We start from the raw sequence: 17,001 nt of genomic DNA on the forward strand, positions 1-17,001 counted from the left end.
GAACGAACACGAAGAGTTCATACCACGGGGAAAGATATGAGTAACTATGGCAAAATATTATTGGTTGAAGACGACCGCGCCCTTGCCCAATGGGTGCAAGAATATTTAGTTGAACAAGGCTTTGAGGTTAGCCATATTGATCGCGGCGATTTGGTGGTCAACGCCGTTAAACGAGACAAGTTTGACTTAGTTTTGCTCGACTTAATGTTGCCGGGGCTCGATGGCATTGAAGTATGTCGTCAGCTCAGAGGATTTAGCCAAATCCCTATTATTATGCTTACTGCCAAAGGCGATGAATTTGACGAAGTGATTGGTCTTGAAGTTGGCGCTAATGATTACATCATTAAACCGGTGCGACCACGCGCGTTGCTGGCTCGAATAAAAACTATGCTGCGCAATCAAACAACGAGTCAAACATCAGAACAAGCTCAAACCAGTCAACCACAGTGTATTGAGCACGGTGACTTTGTTATAGATAACAAATCAAAAAGTGCGCGTTATCAAGGTACTGAAATTGAACTTTCAACAAATCTATTTGACTTACTTTGGTTGTTAGCCAGTAATGCCGGACAAGTTATCAGCCGCGATACCGTATTTAAAACCTTGAAAGGTCGTGAATACGACGGTATGGATAGGCGCTTCGATATTATGGTCTCGACACTGCGTAAAAAGCTTAACGACAACCCGCAAAAACCAAAGAAAATCAAAACCGTTTGGGGCAAAGGTTACTTATTTGTCGCCGATGCTTGGCACTAACTCACTTTAACTAACTGTATGGATCAGCTACGTTGAAACGCATTTATCTGAGCATTGTTTTTACCGTTGTCAGCACATTGCTAATGCTGGGCTGGGGCTTGGACTATATTTTTCAATCCAACGTCAAACACCAAAGCCCAGAACTCGCGATATCGCTAAAACAAGCTCAAGGCTTTGCTAAAAGTTTAGCGCTAACTGCGCCGGAATTGCGCACCGAACAGCTGAGTCAGTTCATTGAAAACTTCGAACTCGCACTCTCACTAGCCAATAGTGACACCCTAGCACTGCCAAGTGAAGTAATGGCTGAACTAGCAACCAATAATTACCTAATTTTAGAGTCAAACCTTGGCCCGTATGTGCTAACCCCCATTGATGGCAGTAATCAATTACTTAAAATGCAGCTGCCAACAACGCCTGAGTCGGCTAACGAAACACTTGAACTCGCCCTTACCATTATCTTTTATCTCGGTATCTGTGCAGTGCTTGGACTTTGGTTAATTCCCTTGACCCGACGCCTGAGATTGCTCAACAAAACCGCTGAACAATTTGGCCAAGGCGATTTAACCGCTCGGGTTCCAAGAGATAAGTTTTCTTACATCAAGCCATTAGAAGCCAGCTTTAATCGCATGGCCAACCAAGTAAATCAGCTTATTGATGACAATAAACTGTTGGCCGATGGCCTGTCCCATGACTTACGGACACCACTCGCTTGTTTGCACTTTGGTATCGATGCCGCTATTAGCACCGAAAACCCCGTTAAGAAGCAAGAATACTTGACCCGCGTCGAAGACGAAATCGAGCGTATGGAACAGATGATTCAAGCATTTTTAGAGTATGCCAATATCGAACGCCAAGGGCTTAACCTCAACAAAAAGCCACTCGATGTCGACAGTTTGTTGCTTTCATTAGTTGACGAGTTTGAACCGCTTGCCAATCAGCAAAATATCTCGTTGGCACTGATTTCCGAGCCGACCGAGCGCAGTATTATTGCCGACAGTCATTGGCTTTATCGCTTACTGCTAAACCTCATCACCAACGCCATTCATTACGCAAAAACTGAAATAGCAATTAACTGTTATCTGCAAGGCCAAACGCTGGTGATAACGGTTGCCGATGATGGTGACGGTATCCCGCCTGAACAGCAAAGTGAAGTATTCAAACCATTCACCCGACTTGAAAAATGCCGTAACCGCAATCAAAGTGGCTTTGGTTTGGGCCTTGCCATGGTTGCTCGAATCACCGAGTGGCACCCGGGCAGCATTGAGGTATCTCAAGACGAAAAACTCGGTGGTGCCTGTTTTATTTTGCGATTGCCGCTGACATAACAAGGGTTACGGCAGCTCTTCCCAACTCGCTTTTGAATCGACAAATATATGCTTTTTCAGCCGCAAATTTTCGTGGCCAGAATCGAATAAACTCACTGGGATGTAGGTTGAAGCTTGGTCATTTTTCCCCGGTAATGGCGAGCCACAATATTGGCAAAAACTGGTTTCCCAATCGTGGCCGGGTTTATACCAAGTCTTAATCGCGTTTTGTCCCGCTAGCCAAGAAAATTTGTCGTTATCAACTACCGTAACCGCGATGCCACCACTGCCTGTCGACTTGCGACAAATAGAACAGTGACAGACATAGACGTCTTTCGGCACTACATCAATTTGAAACTTTATATGACCGCAATTACAACTTCCTTCAGCGATGTTACTCATACTCTTTACCTCTTGTTAACACCTATAAAAGAAAAGTTTACGGGACATAATCGTATGTCGCTTGCAAACCAAGTGGAATGCCTAAACTCCAAAACACCAGTAAAAATACAGTCCAGGTGATCATGAAAATCACTGAAAATGGCAACATCATCGCCGCCAACGTACCAATACCAGCAGACTTAACGTAACGCTGACAAAAGACCACCACAAGCGGGAAGTAAGGCATTAACGGGGTAATAATATTAGTGCTTGAATCACCAATACGATAAGCCGCTTGCGCTAAATCAGGCGAAATACCAAGCTGCATTAACATAGGAACAAAGATAGGTGCTAATAACGCCCACTTAGCTGATGCTGAGCCAACAAACAAATTGATAAAGCCAGTTAAAAAGATAATCCCTGTAATTGTCACGCCACTAGGTAATGCAAGGGCTTGCAGAACCTCAGCGCCTTTTACTGCTAATAAAATACCCAAGTTAGACTGACCAAACGCGTATATAAACTGGGCGATAAAAAACATAATCACCAGATAATAGCCCATATCGCTCATTGCTTTACTCATGCCTTGAATAAAGTCTTTACTGGTTTTAATTTTGCCAATAGCGATTCCGTACACCACGCCCGGAATTAAAAACAACAAAAAAATCAGCGGCACAATCGACTTCATTAGTGGCGCGGCAAATGCTGTTAAAGAACCATCGGCAGCACGCCACGCAGAGTCGTCAAACGACGCCGTGACAGCGAGTACAACAATACCGATAACGGTTGCCAGCAATGCCCAGCGCAGTGCTTTGCGCTCGTTTTCCTGCAGCGGTTCCATCGTAGGTAGGTCTTCTAAATCACCGTCGAGTTCGTTGCCTTTTAGCTTAGGTTCAACAATTTTGTCGGTAATAAACCAACCAATCGTAATAATCAGAATCGATGAAATTGCCGTGAAGTAATAGTTGTTAAGCGGGTTGAGTACGACGCTAGTATCGAGAATTTGGGCACCTGCTTGGGTAATACCCTGTAACATAGGGTCAAGTGACGACGGCACAAAATTGGCCGAAAAGCCACCAGAAACCCCGGCAAATGCGGCAGCGATACCCGCTAATGGATGGCGTCCAGCCGCGTAAAAAATCACGCCTCCCAACGGAATAACGAGAACATAACCCGCATCAACCGCAGTATGGCTAACAATTCCAACCATAATCACCATGGGCGTGAGTAGCCATTTAGCGGTTACCGCCATTAGCGCGCGCAAACCCGCATTAATAAAACCAGAAAACTCGGCAACGCCAATGCCAAGCATGGCAACTAAAACGACGCCAACGGGGTGAAAATGGGAAAAGTTAGTGACCATCTTAGAAAAGAAAGTCGCCATCGCCTCGCCACTAAGCTGGTTATTGATAACCAAGTCTTGGCCAGTGCGCGGATCAATTGCCCCTAAATCAACTCCGGACAATGCCCATGATAACAACCAAACAAAGACCATGAGCGAAATAAACAAAGCGGCAGGGTCTGGTAGCTTGTTACCCCATATTTCTACTTTATTCAAAAAGCGTTGTACTAGTGGAGCTGAATGTTCAGTCATAGCGTTACCTAATTGTAATATTAGTGTTAATGTTACTAACTAACCTACAACGTTAAGCATGAATACTGCAAGCTCTGACAGACACTTTTTGAATAAAATTAAAGCAATTCTCGCTGCTATTTAAACCGCTAAAATACAGAATATTAACGGTTTTCAGGTTTAGTTTGGCAAACCCTATCACCGTAGTAATTGTCGCTGTAATTACACTGCTGTGCATTGTTACGAGAAGTATCAACAAGACCTGTTTGCTTAGTAGCAACAGTAATTAAATAAGCTAAAAGACTCATAGTAGTTTCCTCATTAAACCTTAGTTATTAAGGCTTCTTTTGTTAAGACAACACTATAATGCGCTTTAAATATAAATTAATAAATCTAATTAATTGGATAACTATGTACACAAAAAACGATTAAGGATGATATTTGACAGTGTGTATATTTTAGCCCATTTGACGTATCCAACATTGACATACGATTTTTCACATATAACAATAACCATATATATGAAAAATCGTATTTGATAAAAAATAAGAGTAATGCCAATGACCCCATTACAGTTTTACAAGTGCATGTCTGAAGACACCCGACTGAAATCACTACTGTTAATCACCATAAAAGGTGAGCTTTGCGTATGTGACTTAACAGCGGCTTTAGAGTTGAGCCAGCCAAAGGTTTCTCGCCACCTTGCCGAGCTGCGTAAGTGTCAGCTGTTACTCGACGAGCGTCGCGGCAAGTGGGTTTATTACCAGTTAAACCCTGAATTGCCTAGCTGGGCACGCGAAGTGTTAACCCTTACCGCAAATGAAAATACCGACTTTTTAGCTGACTGCGCAAACAAGCTAGAACAAGCACTTACCGCAAGGTCCTGCTGTTAGTACCAATTGAACTTTTAAACCGCTTAAACCAGGAATCAGAGTTTAACCATGAAAATTCTCTATATTTGCACACATAATCGCTGCCGTAGCATTTTGTCAGAAGCGATTACTAACCACTTTGCCAATGGTGCAATTACCGCGAAAAGTGCCGGTAGTCAGCCCGCAGGAGAAGTGCATCCTCTGTCGCTTAAATACCTCGCCGAAGCAGGTATTTCAATTGATGGCTTACAAAGTCAGTCGTGGGATGAACTAGAAGACTTCGCGCCAGATGTTGTTGTCACCGTGTGTGACTCAGCCGCTAACGAAGCCTGTCCGGTTTGGTTTGGCAACAGCATAAAAATCCACTGGGGCTTGGCAGATCCATCTAAGCTAACTGGCAGCGAACAAGAGCTTGCCGACGCGTTTAACCAAACCATTGACGTGATCAAACAGCGCGTTAAATCGCTAAGTGCTATTGCGGAGCTGAAATTATCAGGCGATCAGCTTAGCCACGCGCTTTATCAGTTAACCAATAGCCAGTTAACTGAGCACTAATATCACTGCGTTTAAACCATACGCATATCAATAACCAATCAATATTTAATAAACCAGATCAGAGCACCAAAACCATGTTAACCGATCTCTCATTACCTCATTTAGATCAAGACCAAGCGCGCGATGCCGAGCACTTTGCTGACCATGCATTGCCCAGCGCGAATGAGCCGAGCCTAACTCACAAGCCGAAAATTTTGTTGTTGTACGGTTCGCTGCGCAAGCGCTCATACAGTCGCTTAGTGATTGAAGAATGTGCCCGTTTACTCAACCATTTTGGTGCTGAAGCACGTATTTTCGACCCTACAGATTTGCCACAACCAGATACTGAAGACGAGAACCACCCAAAAGTACAAGAGTTACGCGAGTTAATGATTTGGTCTGAAGGCCAAATTTGGTGTTCACCTGAACGCCACGGCAGCATGACCAGTATTTTGAAAAGCCAAATTGATTGGGTGCCGCTATCGGTTGGTGCAGTTCGCCCTACCCAGGGTAAAACGCTGGCAGTTATGCAAGTGTCAGGCGGCTCGCAATCGTTCAACGCGGTTAATCAAATGCGTATTCTAGGGCGATGGATGCGCATGGTGACAATTCCAAATCAATCATCAGTGGCAAAAGCGTTTTTAGAGTTTGAAGAAGACGGTCGCATGAAACCATCGAGCTATTACAACCGCATTGTCGACGTTGTTGAAGAGTTAGTTAAATTCACGCTGCTAACTCGCGGCCACAGCGAATACTTAGTCAGTCGCTACTCTGAACGCGTTGAATCGGCTCAACAGCTTAGTGAACGCGTTAATCAACGCAGTATTTAACCTATTTTATTGATTACCTAAAAAGAGAACAGTCATGGGACTTTTTGAACGCTACCTGTCGGTTTGGGTTGCCATCGCCATCATCGCAGGGGTTGGTCTTGGCATTGTTATGCCAGACGCCTTTGCCGCTATTGCCAAACTAGAATACGCCCACGTTAACCTTTTGGTTGCGGTATTAATTTGGTTAATGATTTATCCAATGATGATTCAAATTGACTTTTCATCATTGAAAGATGTTGGTAAAAAGCCAAAAGGTTTATTGCTCACCCTAGTCGTCAACTGGTTGATTAAGCCATTTTCAATGGCTGTACTCGGTTGGTTATTTTTCAAAGGCATTTTTGCCGACTGGGTTGATCCTCAATCGGCCAATGAATACATCGCAGGCATGATTTTACTGGGTGTTGCTCCCTGTACGGCGATGGTTTTTGTCTGGAGCCAAATGACTAAAGGCGATGCTAACTACACCCTAGTGCAAGTGTCGATTAACGACATTATTATGATTTTTGCCTTTGCACCAATTACCGCGTTATTACTCGGTGTCAACGATATTAACGTGCCTTGGCAAACGCTATTAACCTCAGTAGTACTCTACGTACTCCTGCCGCTAATCGCTGGTGCCTTAACTCGCAAACGCCTAGACAGCAACAAGGGTAGCAACAAAGATAGCCACCAGCTAGATAACTTTGTCGGCAAATTAAAACCCTGGTCAATCATTGGTTTGCTCGCCACCGTGGTTTTACTCTTTGGTTTTCAAGCAGAAACTATTTTGGCCAAGCCACAAACCATTGTATTGATAGCCATTCCGCTATTGCTGCAAACTTACGGTATTTTTGCCATTGCTTACTTTTTCGCACTGCGTTTAAATCTGCCTCACAACATTGCAGCACCCGCGTGTATGATTGGTACGTCAAACTTTTTTGAACTCGCCGTTGCTGTCGCAATTTCATTATTTGGCCTTCATTCAGGTGCGGCACTCGCCACCGTAGTCGGCGTGTTGGTTGAAGTACCAGTAATGTTGTCCTTGGTTTATTTTGCCAATCGCACGCAACACTGGTTTGCCAAGGCTTAACAAAATCAGCTGTGCTTATTCAGTTGCAATTAATTCACTAAACAAGCTTGATTCAAGCGCCAGCAACTTTTGCTTGGCGCTCAAACCTCCCGCGTAGCCCACTAAACTGCCGTCGCGGCCAATAATGCGATGACACGGGACAATAATCGACATGCCATTGGCACCGTTAGCATTGGCAACCGCGCGCACTAATTTGCTGTCGCCGAGTTTTTTCGCCAAGGTTGAATAACTGGCCGTTTCACCGTATTCAATGGTTTGCAGCACTCGCCAAACACTTTGCTGAAACTCAGTGCCGGCGAACACCAGTGGTAAGTCAAACTGCTTGCGCTCAGCGAGAAAGTACTCTTGCAATTGCAATCTCGCTTCTTTAATAACAGCGTCATCACGCTCAATAAAATCAGCCTTAAAATATTTCTTCAAGCGATTATCAACGCGATCGCGTTGTTTGCGATAACGCCAATCGGCCAAGCAAAGTTTGCCGTTAAAGCTGGCCAAAATCATTTCGCCTACTGGCGTTTGAAAATACTGATAGTGAATATTCATTGTTTTTAAAGGTCGAGTTATAAGTCGCTCATGTTCAGTCGAGCTTACCAAATATCAGCTAACGGCAATACTTCACCGTGCTCAACTGTGATAAAACTGCCCGCTGGCACCTGATATTTTGCCTTAGCTTGCGCTAAGTCTTTTGGCGGCTGATCCATTGGTTCATCGGTCAAAATAAAACTACCCCAGTGCATTGCTACCGAGAATTTAGAATTGACATCAAGGTGGATTTTCACCGCTTCTTCTGGGTTCACGTGAACGTCGCGCATAAACCAACGTGGCTCGTATGCACCAATGGGAATCAGCGAAACATCGAATTCGCCAAAGCGTTTACCAATATCGTTAAAATCATCAGAGTAGCCAGTATCACCAGCAAAGAAAAAACGCTTACCTTGTTCGTCTTCAGACTCCGCAGGTGCTTCCATTACCCAACCTGCCCACAAGGTATTGTTTTGCACAATACCGCGACCACTAAAGTGTTGTACGGGTACAGCGGTAAAAGTCCAGCCCTGATAATCTGCGGTTTGCCACCAATCGAGTTCAACCCAGTTATCTATACCTAATTTACTCAACCAACGACCTAGTTTTAGCGGCACAACAAACATCGGTGGCTGATCTTTTTGCTTCTGCCACAGTGTTAATACTGAATCGCGATCGAGGTGATCGTAATGATCGTGAGAAACGATCACGACATCGATATGCGGTAATTCTGCAATCGATATTGCCGCTTGTGTCGTGCGTTTAGGGCCAGCAAATTGAACAGGCGAAGCCCGATCTGAAAAGACAGGATCTGTTAACATGGTTAAACCCAAATGCTGAATCAAAAAGGTCGCGTGACCAATCCAAACCAGTTGGGAGTCTGGGTTTTCCACGTGCAATTGATGCCAGTCTTCGTCGACAATCGGCTGTTCAATGGCAGGCACTTTAGGACGATTGAGCTGCCACTTTAAAACATTAAAAATACTAGTATGAGAACTACTTAGCTCAGTATTATTGCGAAAACAGCCATTATTTAAATGGTGTTTAGCCGAAGACTTTGACATATCACGAGACGAGTTAACCAACAGTGAAAGCATTGTAGCACTGTGAAGTTTGGCTCCCTAATTGAAAATTTCGATTTAGGGTACCAAGACAATTGGCACACCAACTTGATGCGCAAGCTTGTTAGCGACACTGCCAAGTAAAATATCAGCAAGTCGAGAACGCCCTCTGCGCCCAACAAAGACCATGCTAGCGTGTTCAACCTTCACTTTTTCCAACAATACCTCAACAGGGTCGCCCCACAAGACTTCTGTACTCACATTAACTCCTAAATCTTGCGCATTACTCACCAGCGGAGCAAATATTTTCTGCTCAACACGGCTGTTTTCTTGCGCTTTTAACATTGGAGTTAACGCCAACCCTTCAACATTTATCGGTTGTAGTTCTAAGGCATCGATAACACTAATAAGTTTTACTTTAGCGCCAGCTTTGGCGGCTAAATGTATCGCTCTATTAGCGGCGCGTTCAGCCCATTCACTGCCATCAACCGCAACTAAATACAAAGACTTACTCATATTGGGATCCTCCGTTATTCGCTACTCTTTTAATAGTATTGAATAACGCAAGACACGCCATATCAATCAACCTATTTCTAGATACAGATCAACTTTTTACTAACAATTTCTGAGTACAAAATAGCTGTTAAACGCATCGTTTTTTTAAACAGCACTTAGCGAACAACTTTTTCAACTTGCACACCGAGTCGTTTTGCCAAGCGCGTTAAATTGGCGCGGTCCATTTCTAAGAGTTTAGCGGCAGCACTCCAATTGCCATTGGCTTGAGTCAATGCTTGACGAATAAGCCGACGTTGAAAGTTGTCACTTGCGATGCGCAGGTTAATCGGCTGGTCGATTGAAAGTAATTCGCCAGTATTTTTGTTTTCAGCTGAGAGTTCACCGGCTGTTGTCACAGCATGCAATGCGCTTTCAGCCATTAAATCACAATCTGCGATACTAATACTGACAATAGTTTTTGGTGCGGTTCCTGAGCTGGCTTTGAGTGCCGCGCGACTCAACATATGCTCTAACTCACGAACATTGCCCGGCCATTGATATTGCTGTAGTGCCACTAATACTTGGTCACTGAGCTTTAGTTGTTGTAAGCCGAGCTTTCTTCTCAGCTTCTCAACGAAAAAACCCGCCAATAACTCAATATCACCTTGGCGCTCACGCAAGGCCGGTACCTGAATAGGGTAAACGTTAAGGCGATGGTACAAATCGGCGCGAAAGCGATCGGCTTGCACTTCAGTGGCGAGATCGCGGTTGGTCGCAGCAATCACTCGAACATCAACTTTAGTCACTTGGTCTTGACCAACGGCCTGTATTTCGTTGCTCTGCAATGCGCGCAGCAATTTACTTTGCGCCACCAACGGCAATTCCCCTACTTCATCGAGAAACAAAGTGCCTCCATCAGCAATAGCAAATTTGCCCAATCGATTGCTGTCTGCGCCTGTGAATGCCCCTTTAACATGACCAAACAACTCACTTTCAATTAAGTTTTCAGGTAAGGCCGCGCAGTTAACGTAAATAATTGGCTGTTGGTTTCGTCGCGATTGTTGATGAATACTGTGGGCAATGAGCTCTTTACCTGTACCGCTTTCACCACTGATTAACACGGTATAGTCTGACGGTGCCACCAAACCAACTTCTTGTTTTAACTTGGTCATTACCGGGCTTTGCCCGAGCAATTGATTTTGCTCCACTAAGGCATTGGCCTGACTTAGTGCCGCCATCACTTGCTGTGAGTGGTGGACATTGGTCTCGAGTAACTCTATCGTTAAGGCGGTATTTAAACTCACCGCCGCCAACGCCGAAATCACCTCAAGCGTTCGATTGGGTAAGTCGTCAAAAATATTTGGCGTTAAGCTGTCGAGGGTTAATACACCTATCAGCTGTTGGTCGAAATACAAAGGTAAGCCCATACAAGCGTGAACCGGTAAATCTCCTTCGCGGTCGATTAACAAGCCATCATATGGATCCGGCAGTGGGCAGTCGGCGGGAAAGCGCACCGGCTTGAGCGACTGACAAATTTGTTCAAAACGCGGGTGCTCTGTCACGACAAAGCGTCGTCCCAAGGTATCAGAGCTCAACCCTTGTTGCGCCAAAGGCACTAAAAACTCACCTTGCACCGCCAAGACAGCAACCGCTTCACAGGTAATCGCTTTACGCAGCGTGGTTAGCAGTTGATCAAATCGATCATTGCTGGTCAGGCTACTTGCCAAATCCAGTGATAACTCAATTAGCGCTGTTGAACTAATCGCTTTCATAACAACCACTGCTCTATTTAAAAAACATCAATAGAGTCATTATGACACATAAAATATATAGGTCAAAATGACTCAAAAACATCACTAAAAACCAATAACCAATTGAAATTTTTAAAAAATAAATTTTGGCACTGTAATTGTAAATGTACTTGCAAGATAGCAGGTACGTTAAGTGATTGAACGTACTTGATATCACCAATTAATTTTTAACGATAAGGCTGTGCGTTAATGCTTAGTAATACTCAAGTTAGTCACCAAACCAACTCTCTGTTGTCGTCAAATGAGATCGAACAACAGACCTTACAGCGTCATGTCAGTATCGGTAATCAATTAATGATTTGTTCGTTGGTCATTGTCACCCTGTGCCTGTTGATTAGTTTTGGCTTTGAACAATATTTCACACTTGCTCAACAAGTCGCAGCTCATATCAGCACTATTGTGTTTGCTGGCTTATTCAAGCTTGGCTATGTGGTGAGATGTGTTGGCCTGCACGGGCTTGGTTATCAAAACTTTTAATCTATTTTTGTGAATAAATCATGTTAAATATTTCAGAACCAGCACCCGTTAGACAAGCAAACAGCTTTTTTAACAGTACTTTTGAGCTCGCTTTTCGGCCTTATTTCTTGCTTGCTTCAGCAAGCTCGGTAATAGCACTTTCCCTTTGGTTACTGGTGTTAAGCGGCTACGTTAGCTTTTCCACGACCGGGCTTTCAGCTGTTAACTGGCATATCCACGAAATGCTGTTTGGCTACGGCGCTGCTATTGCGGTTGGTTTTATTCTAACCGCGGTACAAACCTGGACTGGGCAAGCAAGTATCTCTGGGAAACCCTTGGCAGCCTTAGTGTTAATTTGGTGCTTAATTCGCTTGGCGATTTGGCTAAATACTTCAACAACGGTGCAAGTTGCTATTGGCTTACAAAGTTTGTGGTGGCTAAGCGCAATAATTTGCTACGGCCGTCTGGTTTTTATCTCTAAAAATAAGCGCAATTACTTGTTTGTGCCTCTGCTTACCCTACTGGGCTTGGCTAATGTGGCGATGTTATGGGCAGATATCTCTGATAACACAGACATCGCATTACATATCGGTCGTTCCGCAGTGCTGCTATTTACGATTTTGATGTCGATTGTCGGTGGTCGAGTCATTCCTTTTTTCACGGTTAGAGGTGCCAATACAGCGCCGATAACAACTAAGCCCGTACTTGAGTGGGGACTTCTATTCAGTTCGATTATTGCCGTTACCAGCTTTATTAGTAGCCCCTTTATTCAATTACCTTATACCCCTGGTACCCTGATGATATTAGTGGCGAGCTTGCATTTAATTCGACTAAGCTTTTGGCGGACAACAGCAACTTTTGCAGTGTCTTTATTGTGGTCACTACATATCGCTTATCTGTTAATGGCAATAGGCTTATTACTTTTGGGCGTCAGCTATTTCACCACAGCCATTAGTTTCAGCGCGGCGCTTCACCTAATTACGATAGGCGGCCTTGGTTTAATGACACTGGCAATGATGAGCCGAGTGTCGTTAGGACACACAGGCAGAGCCTTAGACACTCGCAAAATAGTCAACTGGGCCTTTATCTCAATGATCGCTGCTGCGATCAGTCGCGCAGTGCTTATCTACTGGCTATCACCAGTAACTGCATGGACCCTCAGCGCCTTGCTGTGGCTCATTGCCACGCTAATTTTTTTAATCGTTTACTGGCCAATACTAACCAGCCCGCGCCAGCAAAAACTTCCTTATTAACCGCAAACAACCTCACTGGAGTATTAAATGTTATCAACCCAAGATATCGCGATTGTTAAAAGTACTGTGCCATTGCTTGAACAAGGTGGCAGCGCCATTACTCAGCACTTTTACCAACGTATGTTTCGCCACAACCCTGAGCTCAATGATATCTTTAACATGAGTAATCAACACACTGGCCGTCAAGTTGAGGCGCTGTTCCAAGCCATTGCTGCCTATGCGCAAAACATCGATAACCTAGCGGTTTTACAGCACATGGTTGAGCGCATTGCTCATAAACACACAAGTTTTCACATCAAGCCTGACGACTACAAGATTGTTGGTCACCACTTGATAGAAACTTTACGCGAATTATTACCCGAGCAATTTACCGAACAAGTTGAACGAGCGTGGGGCAATGCTTATCAAGTACTGGCTAATATCTTCATCAATCGCGAAGAGCAGCTATACAGCACACGCGAGCAAAGCCAAGGGGGTTGGCGTGGCAAACGGGCTTTTGCATTAGTTGAAAAAACGCCAGAGTCTGAACTAGTCACTAGCTTCGTGTTTAAACCGATTGATTGTCAGCCAGTACTCGATTACGCCGCGGGTCAATATCTGGGCATAGAATTAAAGCCTGTAGGCAATCAATACAATGAAATTCGTCAATACTCATTGTCGACTATTCCTAATGGCGAAAGTTATCGAATTTCAGTTAAACGGGAAACCGGCAAACACCAAGGAGTGATGTCGAACTACTTGCACGATCAGCTTAACGTTGGCGATCTCGTCGACTTACACGCACCAACGGGGGATTTTTTCCTTGAGCCAGTGGCCAATCGCGCCCCCGCACCTATTGTCTTAATTTCTGCTGGTGTTGGTGTTACGCCAATGCAAGCAATGCTTGAACAACTCAACGCAGAAGCCAACAAAACCGGTGATGATAAACCTCAAGTTCACTACTTACACGCCTGCGTAAACAGTAAGCAACACAGCTTTAAAGGGCGCAGCTTAGAGATTTGTCAGCAGCAGCAATGGCCGCTACACACTTGGTATCAAGAAGCTGACACAATTGAGCAACAAAGCGATCAATACGAGCGTGTTTACCAAGGTTTTATCGACTTTGAACAGGCAAAACTACCACTGCAAAGCGGCCATTTCTACCTGTGTGGTCCCATCGGGTTTATGCGTTTTGCAAAACAAGCACTACTGACACTTGGCGTAGATGGACAGCGCATTCACTACGAAGTATTTGGCCCGCACGCAGATTTATAATCGCTGCACTACTATCAGCAAGGAGGCTGTTCTGTGCGATTTCGGCTGAGCAGCGATAACATGATCGCAGCGCCTAAGCCAGTAGTACCGAGCACCATTGTCATGATCATAATTTGATAGCGCACAGCTATTAACGGCGACACACCAGAGAGAATTTGTCCGGTCATCATCCCCGGTAAGGCGACTAAGCCCACCGCGAGCAAGCCGTTTATTTGTGGGATCATAGCAGCGTGAAATGCGGTTAACCTCGCTTTATCATAGGGCTTTTCATCAGTTAACTCTGAATGAAAGCGTTCAGCCGCTAAACTAATCGCATTCATGGTATTAGCCAAATACATACCTGCGAGCGGGATCAGTAACTGTGGCTCAAACCAAACATCTACCCGCAAAACCAATAACAAAGAAATCACCAAATGTAAGCCCACAGATATCACTAGTGCTGTTACCGCTGGCACTAAGTAACCGCGGTAGTGACGAACAGGCCGAATCGCAATCCAAGCAGCTACCACTAACATCAAGGAAACAATGATTAAACTCAGCCACGGTGAAGGCTTGGCAAAAATACTAACCAAGACATAACCAACGGCAATTAGCTGCACCGCCATCCGTCCAGAAGCATAAAATACCTCGCTCGGTTTGCCTTGCCAACGCCAATAAATGGCAGCCACCAAGACAACGGGAATTGCACACCAAGCCAAGTCGAACCATGAAATAGTTGTCATCGTTTTGCTCTATCAATCAACCTGATATAGTTGAGTTATAATTTAATTAAACCTTATTTCAGAACAAAAAAAACGATGTGGCAACAAAAAACCATTCAGCTGAACGCGCGTAGCCGTGGCTTTCACTTAATCACTGACGAAATCGAACGAGCTCTACCTGAGTTAGCTGAAGTGGGTATTGGGATATTACACCTGTTTATTCAACATTCGTCGGCATCACTGACCATCAATGAAAATGCCGATCCAACCGTGCGCAACGATATGGAAAAACACTTTAATCAGTTTGTTGGGAGTAGTAAGACCTAGGCTTTACAAACTTATACTTTTCTCTCTCTCGCCAATAAAATACAAGGTCTTGCCGAGTCCTCTTTAACTACTGTTCAAGCGCTTTAACCTACTGCTCTTGCTAGAATAATTTTTGATCGTAAACGTCATTGTTACTTTGGCATTTAACTCACTTACAAAGGCTACTGTTAGAGAGCTCTAACCGCTTCTCTATGCTCGCAACAAAATGACCTTTTCTGAAAGTGCGTAGGGACTGATATATTAAACTCTTCAGGAAATCTTTTGGCGCTTATTCTTTGCCTAGACACAAAGTTTACAACTTATTTGTGTCTAGAAAAGTCGGGACGATTCAGGTAGCTTATAGTGTTAATATACTTTATTCATTGGATGGAGATAAGTCGTGATAAAAGGACTATTAATGTTTGTAGGCGTTAGCCTACTTATCAACACCTCCCAAGCTGAAACGCAAAATCACGCCGAATTTCTCGAATTCTACCCAGATTGTGGTTTTGAGATTGTTGATACTGTAAAGCACTCAGGAATGATTCGAAGCGATTTTACAAAAAGTCCGAAGTTTTACATATCCGAAAAAATGAAAAAACTTCACCAAGATATTCTATCGAAAGCAGAGAAAAATGGTATTCACTTTCTCGTTGTAAAAAGCAGAAAACTATCACCGGCTTACGACGAATCAATGCGGTTTAATGTGACTGTCGAATATTTAAAAACTTGCAGTGATCCTCACAAACGCGGTGGAAAGGCAGCTAAGTTTGACGCCCTAGGGCAAAAGCTTGCAACATTTGGACAAATCAAAGTAGGAAAAAACAAAACTATCACTTTCGATCTTCCTCACTCAATTGTTCGCACTGAACTTAGCGACAATTTTACGGTCTCGCTTGACGGTGGATTATATGGAATTAAACTAGGCACGACGATAGACGAGGTAGTCAAGACTTTCGGTACACCTTCATTTTGGTCAAGCAATCAAGAAGGTATGGAAATCGTTGCATACGGTAGACGTCACTGGTTAACATTTGAAAATAGCGTATTGATCGCCGCTAAATTTGGTACAAGTATTTTCGACGTAGAGTTGATGAACCATTTAGACTTTGACGAACGATTTGATGATCGCAAATGGAAAGTAGAAAACTCAGTACAGCGTGATGATGCCCTACCCAATACTGATAAAAGTTCAATTCCCATGTTTAACAATCAGTCTCAGTCTCTACTCCTTGATACTGAAGTTATGCTAGAAAACAGGCAAGAAGAAAAAAATCGCAGAGTTATTGGATTTGAATTGAAAACCAATCACGCAAATTCATTTTCTTTCGATAATACTCAATTATCTCAATCAAACAATCAAGATTACCTCTTTAAAACCCTATCTAGCATAGGAGAATCTGCCGAAATTGACGTGAAACCATTACTTCAATCTGTTCTGGGTAAAACGCCAAAGAAAAATGGACAGCAGTTTTTACTCATAGATGGGAATACCTTAGTAAAAGCCTCAGCGAATTCTGTGACAAAAATTTTGCTTTCTTCAGGTTATGTCGATGGGGCTTCCCCAACCTGGCATTTTGGTCCATTTTACGCAGGTCAATCTTTGGATGACGCACTAGCTGTTGCAGGAGATAGTGCATTACATATGTTAGATGTCATTGAAATTGAACACAACCGATTCACCATGAAACTGTTCGCCTCTGAAGAAGCAAACGGCGTACAAATATATGCAATGGAAGTTTCAATTTATTAATTTTAACAAAGTCACTACTCAAGGCTACGTTGTGCTTTTAACATAGCCTTTCCCTTTTGTTCGAGGCATG

At 43.8% G+C, this 17,001-nt stretch carries 18 protein-coding genes and 1 pseudogene; 11 read left to right on the forward strand and 8 right to left on the reverse strand.

Going from position 1 to position 17,001, the window contains the following annotated elements; all coding sequences use genetic code 11:
• Positions 1-36 precede the first annotated feature (36 nt).
• Positions 37-756, forward strand: coding sequence for a response regulator (locus tag J7384_RS11115; protein WP_209113997.1), 720 nt, complete (start codon positions 37-39; stop codon positions 754-756).
• 32 nt (positions 757-788) lie between these two features.
• Positions 789-2,081, forward strand: a complete 1,293-nt coding sequence (locus J7384_RS11120) for an ATP-binding protein (protein WP_209113999.1) — start codon at positions 789-791, stop codon at positions 2,079-2,081.
• A gap of 6 nt (positions 2,082-2,087) precedes the next feature.
• On the opposite strand, the gene J7384_RS11125 is transcribed toward J7384_RS11120, so the two are convergent.
• The 3 genes from J7384_RS11125 to J7384_RS11135 form a co-directional block, all read right to left on the reverse strand.
• Entirely contained in the window at positions 2,088-2,462 is a 375-nt protein-coding gene (locus J7384_RS11125) for a GFA family protein (RefSeq protein ID WP_209114001.1), read from the reverse strand.
• Positions 2,463-2,499: 37 nt separating this feature from the next.
• Positions 2,500-4,035 carry an AbgT family transporter gene (locus tag J7384_RS11130; RefSeq protein WP_209114003.1) on the reverse strand — a complete coding sequence of 512 codons (1,536 nt, stop codon included), beginning with the start codon at positions 4,033-4,035 and terminating at the stop codon, positions 2,500-2,502.
• 143 nt (positions 4,036-4,178) lie between these two features.
• Positions 4,179-4,322 carry a hypothetical protein gene (locus J7384_RS11135; protein WP_209114005.1) on the reverse strand — a complete coding sequence of 48 codons (144 nt, stop codon included), beginning with the start codon at positions 4,320-4,322 and terminating at the stop codon, positions 4,179-4,181.
• Between the two features lie 252 nt (positions 4,323-4,574).
• Between J7384_RS11135 and J7384_RS11140 the strand changes: the two genes are divergently transcribed.
• The 4 genes from J7384_RS11140 to arsB all read left to right on the forward strand — a co-directional run bounded on the left by J7384_RS11140 (position 4,575) and on the right by arsB (position 7,319).
• Complete coding sequence (locus J7384_RS11140; protein ID WP_209114007.1) at positions 4,575-4,907, forward strand: metalloregulator ArsR/SmtB family transcription factor; 333 nt, start codon at positions 4,575-4,577, stop codon at positions 4,905-4,907.
• Between the two features lie 48 nt (positions 4,908-4,955).
• Complete coding sequence (locus tag J7384_RS11145; protein ID WP_209114009.1) at positions 4,956-5,441, forward strand: arsenate reductase ArsC; 486 nt, start codon at positions 4,956-4,958, stop codon at positions 5,439-5,441.
• Between the two features lie 149 nt (positions 5,442-5,590).
• The gene (arsH, locus tag J7384_RS11150) at positions 5,591-6,250 is read left to right on the forward strand and encodes an arsenical resistance protein ArsH (RefSeq protein WP_348523866.1); all 660 of its coding nucleotides are present in this window, start codon (positions 5,591-5,593) and stop codon (positions 6,248-6,250) included.
• A 34-nt stretch (positions 6,251-6,284) separates the two neighbouring features.
• Positions 6,285-7,319: an ACR3 family arsenite efflux transporter gene (gene arsB / locus J7384_RS11155; RefSeq protein WP_209114013.1), complete on the forward strand. Its 1,035-nt coding sequence runs from the start codon at positions 6,285-6,287 to the stop codon at positions 7,317-7,319.
• A gap of 15 nt (positions 7,320-7,334) precedes the next feature.
• Here the strand turns inward: arsB and J7384_RS11160 are convergent, their stop codons facing one another.
• The 4 genes from J7384_RS11160 to norR form a co-directional block, all read right to left on the reverse strand.
• Positions 7,335-7,862: a methylated-DNA--[protein]-cysteine S-methyltransferase gene (locus tag J7384_RS11160; RefSeq protein WP_209114015.1), complete on the reverse strand. Its 528-nt coding sequence runs from the start codon at positions 7,860-7,862 to the stop codon at positions 7,335-7,337.
• A gap of 44 nt (positions 7,863-7,906) precedes the next feature.
• On the reverse strand, positions 7,907-8,938 hold the full coding sequence (locus J7384_RS11165; protein WP_209114017.1) for an MBL fold metallo-hydrolase: 1,032 nt from the start codon (positions 8,936-8,938) through the stop codon (positions 7,907-7,909).
• Positions 8,939-8,980: 42 nt separating this feature from the next.
• Positions 8,981-9,418, reverse strand: coding sequence for a universal stress protein (locus J7384_RS11170; protein ID WP_209114019.1), 438 nt, complete (start codon positions 9,416-9,418; stop codon positions 8,981-8,983).
• Between the two features lie 155 nt (positions 9,419-9,573).
• Entirely contained in the window at positions 9,574-11,169 is a 1,596-nt protein-coding gene (gene norR / locus J7384_RS11175) for a nitric oxide reductase transcriptional regulator NorR (protein WP_209114021.1), read from the reverse strand.
• 228 nt (positions 11,170-11,397) lie between these two features.
• On the opposite strand from norR, the gene J7384_RS11180 reads away from it, so the two are divergent.
• Genes J7384_RS11180 through hmpA form a run of 3 tightly spaced genes read left to right on the forward strand, consistent with a single transcriptional unit; the run spans position 11,398 to position 14,171 of the window.
• Complete coding sequence (locus J7384_RS11180; protein ID WP_209114023.1) at positions 11,398-11,685, forward strand: hypothetical protein; 288 nt, start codon at positions 11,398-11,400, stop codon at positions 11,683-11,685.
• A gap of 20 nt (positions 11,686-11,705) precedes the next feature.
• The gene (locus J7384_RS11185) at positions 11,706-12,917 is read left to right on the forward strand and encodes an NnrS family protein (protein WP_209114025.1); all 1,212 of its coding nucleotides are present in this window, start codon (positions 11,706-11,708) and stop codon (positions 12,915-12,917) included.
• Positions 12,918-12,944: 27 nt separating this feature from the next.
• Positions 12,945-14,171, forward strand: coding sequence for an NO-inducible flavohemoprotein (gene hmpA, locus J7384_RS11190; RefSeq protein WP_209114027.1), 1,227 nt, complete (start codon positions 12,945-12,947; stop codon positions 14,169-14,171).
• A 14-nt stretch (positions 14,172-14,185) separates the two neighbouring features.
• Here the strand turns inward: hmpA and J7384_RS11195 are convergent, their stop codons facing one another.
• Positions 14,186-14,893, reverse strand: coding sequence for an ABC transporter permease (locus tag J7384_RS11195; protein WP_209114029.1), 708 nt, complete (start codon positions 14,891-14,893; stop codon positions 14,186-14,188).
• A gap of 75 nt (positions 14,894-14,968) precedes the next feature.
• Here J7384_RS11195 and J7384_RS11200 point away from each other — a divergent pair.
• Positions 14,969-15,181 (forward strand): annotated as a pseudogene (locus J7384_RS11200) (YjbQ family protein); the annotation flags it as partial.
• 397 nt (positions 15,182-15,578) lie between these two features.
• Positions 15,579-16,931, forward strand: a complete 1,353-nt coding sequence (locus J7384_RS11205) for a hypothetical protein (protein WP_209114033.1) — start codon at positions 15,579-15,581, stop codon at positions 16,929-16,931.
• Positions 16,932-17,001 lie beyond the last annotated feature (70 nt).

The sequence above is a fragment of the Endozoicomonas sp. G2_1 genome (assembly GCF_017744155.1).
GTDB lineage: Bacteria > Pseudomonadota > Gammaproteobacteria > Enterobacterales > Alteromonadaceae > JAGHQT01.

Coding starts and splice junctions, on each gene's coding strand:
- J7384_RS11130 (WP_209114003.1), bottom strand. CDS start 4,035: ATGACTGAACATTCAGCTCCACTAGTACAACGCTTTTTGAATAAAGTA.
- arsB (WP_209114013.1), top strand. CDS start 6,285: ATGGGACTTTTTGAACGCTACCTGTCGGTTTGGGTTGCCATCGCCATC.
- J7384_RS11125 (WP_209114001.1), bottom strand. CDS start 2,462: ATGAGTAACATCGCTGAAGGAAGTTGTAATTGCGGTCATATAAAGTTT.
- J7384_RS11160 (WP_209114015.1), bottom strand. CDS start 7,862: ATGAATATTCACTATCAGTATTTTCAAACGCCAGTAGGCGAAATGATT.
- J7384_RS11145 (WP_209114009.1), top strand. CDS start 4,956: ATGAAAATTCTCTATATTTGCACACATAATCGCTGCCGTAGCATTTTG.
- J7384_RS11140 (WP_209114007.1), top strand. CDS start 4,575: ATGACCCCATTACAGTTTTACAAGTGCATGTCTGAAGACACCCGACTG.
- J7384_RS11135 (WP_209114005.1), bottom strand. CDS start 4,322: ATGAGTCTTTTAGCTTATTTAATTACTGTTGCTACTAAGCAAACAGGT.
- J7384_RS11195 (WP_209114029.1), bottom strand. CDS start 14,893: ATGACAACTATTTCATGGTTCGACTTGGCTTGGTGTGCAATTCCCGTT.
- J7384_RS11165 (WP_209114017.1), bottom strand. CDS start 8,938: ATGCTTTCACTGTTGGTTAACTCGTCTCGTGATATGTCAAAGTCTTCG.
- J7384_RS11180 (WP_209114023.1), top strand. CDS start 11,398: ATGCTTAGTAATACTCAAGTTAGTCACCAAACCAACTCTCTGTTGTCG.
- norR (WP_209114021.1), bottom strand. CDS start 11,169: ATGAAAGCGATTAGTTCAACAGCGCTAATTGAGTTATCACTGGATTTG.
- J7384_RS11170 (WP_209114019.1), bottom strand. CDS start 9,418: ATGAGTAAGTCTTTGTATTTAGTTGCGGTTGATGGCAGTGAATGGGCT.
- J7384_RS11185 (WP_209114025.1), top strand. CDS start 11,706: ATGTTAAATATTTCAGAACCAGCACCCGTTAGACAAGCAAACAGCTTT.
- hmpA (WP_209114027.1), top strand. CDS start 12,945: ATGTTATCAACCCAAGATATCGCGATTGTTAAAAGTACTGTGCCATTG.
- J7384_RS11115 (WP_209113997.1), top strand. CDS start 37: ATGAGTAACTATGGCAAAATATTATTGGTTGAAGACGACCGCGCCCTT.